Here is an 8,425-nt window from a genome sequence, read left to right on the forward strand (position 1 = left end):
CGCCGCCCACAAGCCGGTGTAGCCGCCGCCGACAATGGCCACGTCGACGGAGTCCTGGCCGGTGAAGCGAGGGAACGAGGGCTTCTTGTCGGCCAGTTGGGCCACCCAGAAGCCGAGCTCTCCGTTTCGGGGTGGTGCCGCGAGGGCGTTCATGGTGTGTCCTTCATCTGTCTCGGGGAACCGCGTGGGCCGCTGCTGGAAGGCGGTGTGGCCGCCGTCGACGGGGTGCGTTGCCCCGGTGATGTACGAGGACTCCGACGACGCGAGGAACAGGACGGCGTCGGCGATCTCCTCGGGAGTGGCGAGGTGCCTGAGCGAAATCGCCCCTCGCATCGGCCAGCACGATCTGCACCGGGGTGTCGATCGTGCTGGCCGAGGGCGTCGAGTGCCTGTCGAAGCCGGGCCACCGCCGCGCTGCTCATGAGTGGCTCGCCGCTACACAGCGGTGCAGACGACCTGGATCTCGACAGGGGTGTTGAGCGGCAGCCCGGCGACACCGATCGCGGTGCGGGCGTGCCGTCCGTTCTCACCCAGTACCTCGATGAGCAGTTCACTGGCCGCGTTGGCGACCTTCGACTGCTCACCGAAGTCCGGCGTGCTGGCCACGAAGACCAGCATCTGCACGATCCGGACCCGCTCCAGGTCGCCCACCGCCTGCACAGCAGCGGCGAGCGCGTTGAGCGCGGCATGGCGCGCGAGCTCCTGCGCGGTCTCCAGCTCCACGTCCCGGCCGACAACGCCCTGCCCCAGCAGCTCGCCGTCCTTGAAGGGGAGTTGGCCGGAGAGGTGGATGGTGGAGCCCACCGTCCGGTGGGGCACGAGGTACGTGGTGCCGGCGAGGACGGGTAGCTTCAGTCCCAGGGCCTGGAGCCTTTCTGAAGCCGAGTCACCCTTGACGGTCTGAGGCAGGGGCTGACTCATTCCGCCACCACCTTGCTGTGGATCATTTCCTCAGTTCTCCGCTCGGGTGTCAGGGGCGCGGCAGACCGAAGAGGACCGGGAGGTCGGCGATGTCGGTGATCCGCTCGTAGCCGAGCCAGTGCTCGTCGTGCTCCCAGCCGCGGTCGACGTACACCTTGTTCTCGATGCCCATGATGGCCGCGGAGCGCAGGTCGTACATCGGGCTCGCGGAGACGTGCACGAGCTCGTCGGGTGTCACGCCGAGCTTGTCGAACATGTACTCGAACGAGCTGAGTCGCGGCTTGTAGACGCCCATTTCCTCAGCGCTGATGACGACCTCGAAGGGGGCCTTGAGGTTCTCCGCGAGGCGCACGGCGTGCGCGGTGTCGCTGTTGGTGATGATGACCAGCGGGACCTCCTCGGCCAGGCGGTTCAGCGCCTCGGTGACACCGGGGTGCGGGCCCCAGGTGGGGATGCGCTCGTACACCGCGCGCGCCTCGTCCTCGCGGTACTCGAGACCGACCTTGCGCGAGGCGCGTTCCATGGAACGCGCGACGACCTGGTGGAACGGCTGGTACGCGCCCGTGCACTCGTCGATCCGGTACGCCTTGCAGATCCGCAGGTACTCATCGGCGACCTCGGCCGGCAGCCGGTCGCCCAGGACCTCACGCATCGTGTCGTTGATGCGGAAGTTGATCAGCGTTCCGTTCATGTCGAACGTCACGAACTTGGGCTTGACGTCGAATCCCACTGGTCCTCCTAGTGCTTCAGCGGAGCAGCCTGTGCTCTGGTCGATTGTCGACCATTTTCTGGGTCGATTGTCGACCAGATGGCCATCGACTGTCAACAACTTCACGGCCACAGTCGGCGCTCCCTCGAACCGCTGTCTGCCCCTGTTCCTCGGTGCCGACCTGTCACCGCGCCCGCGAGCCGCAAGGGGGACGGCTGTGAGTTGAGGGAGCTCCGTGCGCAGATCACCACTTGAGGTGTCGATGCCAAATCAGCGGAGGTATAGTCGACAAACGACCAAGTGGTCGACAACGACCAAGGAGGGCGACGGGGTGGACCACAAGTTCGAGTGGCAGGAGCAGCGGATGACGACGCCGGACGGCGTCTACCGCACACTGCGTGCTGCCATCCTCGACGGCACCGTACCTCCTGGTGGCCAGCTGCGCGAGGCACACATCGCCGCGGATCTCGGCATCAGCCGGTCCCCGCTGCGCGAGGCGCTGACCAAGCTGGAGGAGGAAGGGCTCGTCGTAAAGATCCCCTACCGTGGGGCGTTCGTCGTAGAGGTGAGTGCTCGTGAGGTCGCCGAGATCGACTCGGTCCGGCTACTTGTCGAGCCGTACGCCGCCGAGCTCTCGGCCGAAGCACTACGCGGTCCTGAGCGGCCTCAGTTGCTGCAAACCGTCGAGGATCTCCACCGGGCAATGGAGCAGGACGACATCCCGGCCAGCATCGACGCGCACCTTCGCTTCCACAGGCTCTTCTACGATCTCTCGGGGCACGGCGTCCTGCAGAGTCTTTGGAACGGCTGGGAGACCAAGCTGCGCCTCCACCTCAGCGTCGATCACCGCACTTACAGCGAGGATCCGCATCAATTGGTCGTCGAGCACGAGAGGTTGGCCGCGGTTGCCCTGGAAGGCGACACCGACGCGTTCCGCCAGGAACTGGCTGCCCATTTCCCCATGGGGCTGCGAGCCCAGACGGGAGATCGAGGGGAACGCACGCCCCGGCATGTATGAGGCCACGCCGCCTGCGTGAAGTGTCCAAGCCCGCTCGCCACCGTGACGTTGTAGGCCAATGCCGAAAAGTCAACGATCAAGCCCGCACTGTCAACGCGATCTTGTATCGGATCTTGAGTGAGGGTTGCCGGTCGCGGGCGCGGTGGGACGGGTAGGGGGCGACGGGGCGTTTACGGCTCCGGGGGTAGCTGTGCGGGCGGGTCCGTTCTTCCAGGAGAGGGCGGGTCGTGGCGGCCTTGTGTCATACGCGCGGTTCTCTCCTGGCGCAGCCGGCCTCGACTCCGGTGCACTCGATGATCGAGGTGTGCGACCACGGGCAGGACATCGGTGCAGGGCACGCCGGGGTTCGGACATCACCTGCCTGCGGGTCATCACGGCGATACCTGGCGCGGCCCTTATCCGGGCGAGGTTGGGGCGTCTTCCAGGACCGAGGCACCGGCAGCACCACGGCGCTCTTGACCTGCCACAGCAGGTCGGCGCCCGTCGCCGTGGCTGCGAGGCACGGTGAAAATCCGGAAAGGCTCCGGTCCGCCAGCAGCATGCCCGTCGACAGGGCTCCCAGCAGGGCCACGATCGGTCGGACTCCGTCCGGTCAGCGGCTCCGCACACAATGACGGAGTCGATCGCGCACCGCGACCAGGCCAATGCGCCGATGCCACCGAGTTCGTCGAGGTCGGAGGCAACTGCCCGCCATGTGCAGCCAGGCGAGGCCACGAAGGTGCCCGCTCCCAGCGGTCTCGCGGTTACCGGCCCGCCGTCAGCCACTGCCCTGAGGACGCCTCACCTCCCTCGGCGGACACCAGAACTGTCTTGCACCGCTCAACGAGCTCATAGGCCATGCGAAGCGAGGTCTGAGTGGCGCGTCCTGCTTGAAAGTTCGGGGTAAGTCAGCCGCCGCCGGCGAGGCGCATGCGTAACCGTCGGTCGGCACGGTTTCTGAAGCCGCGGGCGACGCGTCGGTGAAGCTCGATGAAGCCGTTGGCGGCGGCTTTGATGCCGGCGCGGCCGGTCTCGCGGTAGGCCAGGAACGCCTCGCGGCACTGCTTCAAGGTCTCGCCGAGTCGCCTGATCTCGGGGATCGGCCGGCGACTCGTCGGCCCTCAACGCTCCTGGTAGACGGGTCGGAGTTGCACCCCGGCGGCGCCGTCCGCACCGTGCCGACGTTCAACGGGCCACTCTGCCTGGAGCGCGGTCGCGAGGTGCGGGGGCGGGAGTGCGCCGCTGTACCTCTGGACTGCGAACGCTGACTGATAGTCAGGTCAAGCTGCTTCACTGCATCGCGCACGGTCATACGATCGCGATCGAGTCTTAGTCTTGACAAAGTCTAAACTGGGACCTACGTTTCAAACTCCTTGAGTAGGTGTGTGCGGCCTGGGTGGGTTTGTGCGTTTGTGCGTGTTGGTTGGCCGCCACGCCCGGCCCCTAGTGAAATCGGAGTTGGACATGAGGTGCTACGACTGCCTCCAGGAGGCGCGCAGCGACACCACCGGCATCGGTGTGTGCTCGCGCTGCGGCTTGGCCACCTGCGAGAACCACGCCCGTGTACGTCAGGTACGCGTCGACCACCAGAACGGCCTGGGCTCTTCGTACGGCCGTATCCCGGCACGCAGGGTGGTATGCCACACCTGCGACATGGCCGAGACGGCGCACTGACCCGCATGGTGTGCTTATCACGCCGCATCACCGGTCGCCGAACGCGCGCTGCCCGTCCGAGCACCCGTTCTTGGCCTGCCCGGACGCCGTCCCGGATCACTGGTGCGGCGTCCGGGCCTCAGTCGTAGCCACGGTCGGTGCGCCATGCTGGAGGCACAACCGCGGACGGCAAGATGTCGTAGGAGCAGGACGAGTACGGATCAGCCGCCGGGTGTCCAGGACCTCGACTACAGCGTGGGTGGGGCACCCTGCTTGGACCCGGGGGACTTCCAGGACTGCGCGATCGATGAGGGCGCGACCACCCGGTGGGATCTGTGCCCGGCCTGCCGGGCGGACACCCACTGACCGCCGGGCGGTCCGAGCCGCCGCATGCTGCAACTCGGGCAGCCGAATGCCAGCGCCTGTACTGTCGTGATCGGTCCGCCGCAGCCGCTCAAGATGGGGGCCGTACTCGCCTATCGGCAAGAACGGCGCGGTCAACTCCCGCTGTTCCTTGGTAAGTTGCCTCCGCGCCACGGTCGTGTTCCTGCCGCATCCACCTTCCAGGCGGATCCGGATCGACTCGACCATCCGTGTCAACCGCTCGAGAATCCCGCCGCCGTCAGCGATCGTCATGCGGACAGGTGTGCTGCACATGCTCGTCCACACCGGACCGCATAGACCGGTGAGCCGGGTCGCGGGGTCGACCGTCGCTTCCGGCAGCGGCGGATCGAGCTGCACGCGGTGCTCCAGACTGTGCTCGAGGCCGAAGTTTTTATTGACAGCACTCGACAGGCACCCATATCGTCGACAAACGACAATACGGTGGCAGTTTTAAGCCATCATGCCGGGTTTCGCCGCGACTGTTACTCGAGAGGAGAACCGAGTACATGATCAAAATTCATGTGAAGCGGGTTCTCATGGCCAACTGTGTGGGTACGTGCTCTGTTCCGTCCTCGGCGGTGGCGCGATGAGCCAGTCCGTGACGTCGGCAGCGAACACCGGCTCGGCTTCCGATCGGCTTCAGGCCCTGGGTCTGACCCTTCCCGAGCTGCGTGACAACCCGTACTACGTGCACCACCAGACCGTGGGCTCCAGCATCTACATTTCGGGCCAGCTGCCTTACAAGGACGGTTGGCTGCTGGGGCAGGGCACTGTCGGCAGGGACGTCGAGCTCGAGACGGCGCGGTCACTCGCGCGCCATGCCGCGCTCAACTGCCTCGCTGCCGCTGTGCAGGCGGTTGGCGATCTGGACCGGGTCCGGATCGTGCAGATGCTGGTCTTCGTGGCCAGTACGCCGGACTTCGGTGAGCAGTCGAACGTCGCCAACGCGGCCAGTGACCTGCTCATCGAGGTGCTGGGCGAGAACGGACGGCACGCTCGCACCGCGATCGGTGTCGCCGGGTTGCCACTCAACAGTCCGGTCGAGATCCAGATGGTCTGCACCGCTGCGTAGGGCGGGCCCGACGGCGGTGTACGCATGTGCGCGCGATATCGCGGGCCGCGCGCATTCGGCATCCAGGGGCAGTCAGCACCCGCGCCCCTCGATCATTCCAGGTAGAACCACAAGGAGGGCAGCGTGAACCGGCTGCAACGAGCACTCGACGCTCTCGTCGAGCGGATCGACACCCCCGCGCCGATCGTGCTGGTCGACGTCATGCAGGGCAACATCGACCGCATCCAGGGCTTCGCCGACCAGCGCAACCTCAAGGTCAGGCCGCACGTCAAGACGCACAAGTGTGTGGAGATCGGGCGGCGCCAGATCGAGGCCGGCGCGGTCGGGATCACCGCGGGAAATGTCGGTGAGGCCGAGGTCTTCGCCGCGGCCGGGTTCGACGACATCTTCCTCGCCTACCCGATCTGGGCCGCGGGATCGAAGAAGCCCCGGATCCGCAGGCTCGCCGAGTCCGCCCGGCTGCGGGTCGGCGTTGACAACGTCGCGGCGATCGAGGCCCTCGCCGACGCGATGGGAGACGAACCGGACCGGCTGCAGGTCGTGATCGAGGTCGACTGTGGCGCCCGTCGTTCCGGGGCGCCGCCCGAGGCTGCGGGCGATCTCGCGCTTGCCGCCCGCAAGCGCGGTCTGGTGCCGGTGGGCGTCTTCACCTATCCAGGTCACGGCAGCTCGGGTCCGGACGCTCGCAAGCGCGCCGCGCAGGACCAGGAGGCCGCGCTCACCACCGCGGTACGCAGCCTCGCCGACGTCGGGGTCACCGCTGAGGTGGTCAGCGCCGGCTCCACGCCCACCCTCGAGTTCTCCACCAGCAGCGTGATCACCGAGATCCGTCCCGGCGAGTACGTCTTCGGCGACCTGAACAACGCCCGGCTGGGCGCCTGCACGGACGACCAGATCGCGTTGTTCGTCGCCGGTACCGTGGTCAGCGACTGGGTCCCCGACCAGGTCATCCTCGATGTGGGCACCAAAGCCCTCAGCCGCGAAGGCAGCCCCGAGATCGGCTACGGCGGCATCGCCGGCACGAAGGCAGTACTGGCCAAGCTCAATGAGTACCACGGGTTCCTTCCGCTGCCGGACGGCGAGTTCCGCCCCAGCGTCGGCAGCGTCGTACCGGTCGTGCCGAACCACGTGTGCCCGGTCGTCCTCGGCTTCGAGGAACTGATCGTCACCGACAGCACGGGCACGTCGCTGCAGCGCTGGTCGGTCGACGCCCGCGGATTCCTCAACTGACCGGCCCCAGGGACAAGACCCCGTGGCCGAGTCCGCAACCCGACCGACCTCCCCCGTAAAGGAATGCCTGACATGAGACTCAACAACGTCACGGCCCTGGTGACCGGCGCCAGCAGTGGCATCGGACAGGCGGTGAGTTCCCACTTCCGCCGCGAGGGCGCGCGGCTGCTGCTCACCGGCCGCAGGGAGCGACTCGACAGCGCTCAGCCCGACGACCTGTACGTTCCCGGAGACCTCAACGACGAGGCGTTCGTCGAGAGCCTGGCCAAGCAGGCCGCCGAGTCTCTCGGCACCGTCGACGTCGTCGTCCTCAACCACGGCCTGCAGGCGACCGCTCCGCTCACCGAGATGGCCTGCGACGACGCGAAGAACGTGCTCGAGAGCAACCTGCTCAGCGCGTTCCTGGTGATGAAGCACTTCGCGCCGCTGATGCCCGAGACTGGCGGCTCGTTCGTCTGCGTCAGTTCGCGGCTGGGCATGGTCGGCATGTCCGGGCAGGTGCTGTATTCCGCCGCCAAGGGGGGCCTCATCATGCTCGCCAAGGGCGCGGCGATCGAATGGGCCCCGCGCAACATCCGTGTCAACGTCGTCGCTCCGGGCCTGACCGCCACCCCGATCATCGAAGCGGCGTTCCAGCGCAGGCCCGACCCCGAGGGCTACCGCCGCGAGCGCGAGAGCACGATCCCGCTCCAACGCCTCGCCACCCCCGAGGAGGTCGCCGACGCGGTGCTCTTCTTCGCCTCGTCGGAGTCGTCGTATGTGACCGGATCGGTCCTGACCGTCGACGGCGGGTACACCGCTTCCTGAATACCTTGCTGGGCATCACCACCAGCATTGGACTGAACGACCTGTTCTCCCTCTCACCTTCTTCCTCGGGCGACCGCCGATTGCATCATGACTGATCGACTACGAGTCGAGCGCATGCCCCGATCGCCGCACTCGAACTCCGCCACCCACAGTGCGCCCGTGCCGAGGACCGCATCCGTGCCACCCCGGCCACCCCGACGCCACCGCGACGCGTCGCGCTGAGGACCGTCGCCACCCTGCTGGTCACCGTTGGCGACGGCTCCAGCATCCCCACCGCCGCTCACCTGGCCTTCTAGCCGGCGTCACCCCGACCACAAGGTCGTCGGGGACGTCGATCCACGGCGAACACGCGCCCAGAAGCGGCGACCGGCAGCGCAAGCGGGCGTTGCCTTCTGTCCCCGTTCGCCGCCCTGCACCATCCCCCCCGCACCTGCGAGGTAAAGCCCCCGCACAGCTGGTCCCACGCGTCCCCAGATGAGGAGTATTGCCATGAGTGATGCCCAGATAGGTCGTAGAGCGCTCCTGCGCGGAGCAGGCGGCCTCGCCGCCCTCGCCGCTCTTCCCTCCCTCGCCGCCTGCGGCACCGGCACCAGCCGTGCCTCGGCCGGCGGCGGTAAGGGCGGCGGCAAGACGGTGGTCGTCCGCGACAGCG

Annotated in this window: 9 protein-coding genes and 1 pseudogene; 6 read left to right on the forward strand and 4 right to left on the reverse strand. The window is 67.3% G+C overall.

What is annotated here, in order from left to right:
* The 3 genes from STSP_RS41385 to STSP_RS32115 all read right to left on the reverse strand — a co-directional run.
* Positions 1–333: SDR family oxidoreductase (locus STSP_RS41385; protein WP_198547473.1), on the reverse strand; the 333-nt coding region annotated here is incomplete at its 3' end.
* 102 nt (positions 334–435) lie between these two features.
* Positions 436–921: a RidA family protein gene (locus STSP_RS32110; protein WP_067284540.1), complete on the reverse strand. Its 486-nt coding sequence runs from the start codon at positions 919–921 to the stop codon at positions 436–438.
* 49 nt (positions 922–970) lie between these two features.
* Positions 971–1,651, reverse strand: coding sequence for a haloacid dehalogenase type II (locus tag STSP_RS32115; RefSeq protein ID WP_067284541.1), 681 nt, complete (start codon positions 1,649–1,651; stop codon positions 971–973).
* Positions 1,652–1,961: 310 nt separating this feature from the next.
* Between STSP_RS32115 and STSP_RS32120 the strand changes: the two genes are divergently transcribed.
* Entirely contained in the window at positions 1,962–2,648 is a 687-nt protein-coding gene (locus tag STSP_RS32120) for a GntR family transcriptional regulator (RefSeq protein WP_067284542.1), read from the forward strand.
* Positions 2,649–3,535: 887 nt separating this feature from the next.
* Here the strand turns inward: STSP_RS32120 and STSP_RS37810 are convergent.
* Entirely contained in the window at positions 3,536–3,697 is a 162-nt protein-coding gene (locus STSP_RS37810; protein ID WP_198547474.1) for a hypothetical protein, read from the reverse strand.
* Between the two features lie 394 nt (positions 3,698–4,091).
* Here STSP_RS37810 and STSP_RS32125 point away from each other — a divergent pair, with 394 nt between their 5' ends.
* The 5 genes and pseudogenes from STSP_RS32125 to STSP_RS40875 all read left to right on the forward strand — a co-directional run.
* A complete protein-coding gene (locus tag STSP_RS32125) occupies positions 4,092–4,301 on the forward strand; it encodes a DUF2180 family protein (RefSeq protein ID WP_067284543.1) in 210 nt (69 codons plus the stop codon).
* Positions 4,302–5,250: 949 nt separating this feature from the next.
* A complete protein-coding gene (locus tag STSP_RS32130) occupies positions 5,251–5,736 on the forward strand; it encodes a RidA family protein (RefSeq protein ID WP_067284544.1) in 486 nt (161 codons plus the stop codon).
* A gap of 123 nt (positions 5,737–5,859) precedes the next feature.
* Positions 5,860–6,966 carry an alanine racemase gene (locus STSP_RS32135; protein WP_078067676.1) on the forward strand — a complete coding sequence of 369 codons (1,107 nt, stop codon included), beginning with the start codon at positions 5,860–5,862 and terminating at the stop codon, positions 6,964–6,966.
* A gap of 72 nt (positions 6,967–7,038) precedes the next feature.
* A complete protein-coding gene (locus STSP_RS32140) occupies positions 7,039–7,773 on the forward strand; it encodes an SDR family NAD(P)-dependent oxidoreductase (protein ID WP_067284545.1) in 735 nt (244 codons plus the stop codon).
* 212 nt (positions 7,774–7,985) lie between these two features.
* A pseudogene (locus STSP_RS40875) lies at positions 7,986–8,155 on the forward strand (transposase); the annotation flags it as partial.
* Positions 8,156–8,425 lie beyond the last annotated feature (270 nt).

The organism is Streptomyces jeddahensis (assembly GCF_001642995.1).
Taxonomy (GTDB): Bacteria; Actinomycetota; Actinomycetes; order Streptomycetales; family Streptomycetaceae; genus Streptomyces; species Streptomyces jeddahensis.

Excerpts from the sequence above, each read along its gene's own strand:
- STSP_RS32110 (WP_067284540.1), bottom strand. The coding sequence starts at position 921 with ATGAGTCAGCCCCTGCCTCAGACCGTCAAGGGTGACTCGGCTTCAGAA.
- STSP_RS32125 (WP_067284543.1), top strand. The coding sequence starts at position 4,092 with ATGAGGTGCTACGACTGCCTCCAGGAGGCGCGCAGCGACACCACCGGC.
- STSP_RS32130 (WP_067284544.1), top strand. The coding sequence starts at position 5,251 with ATGAGCCAGTCCGTGACGTCGGCAGCGAACACCGGCTCGGCTTCCGAT.
- STSP_RS32140 (WP_067284545.1), top strand. The coding sequence starts at position 7,039 with ATGAGACTCAACAACGTCACGGCCCTGGTGACCGGCGCCAGCAGTGGC.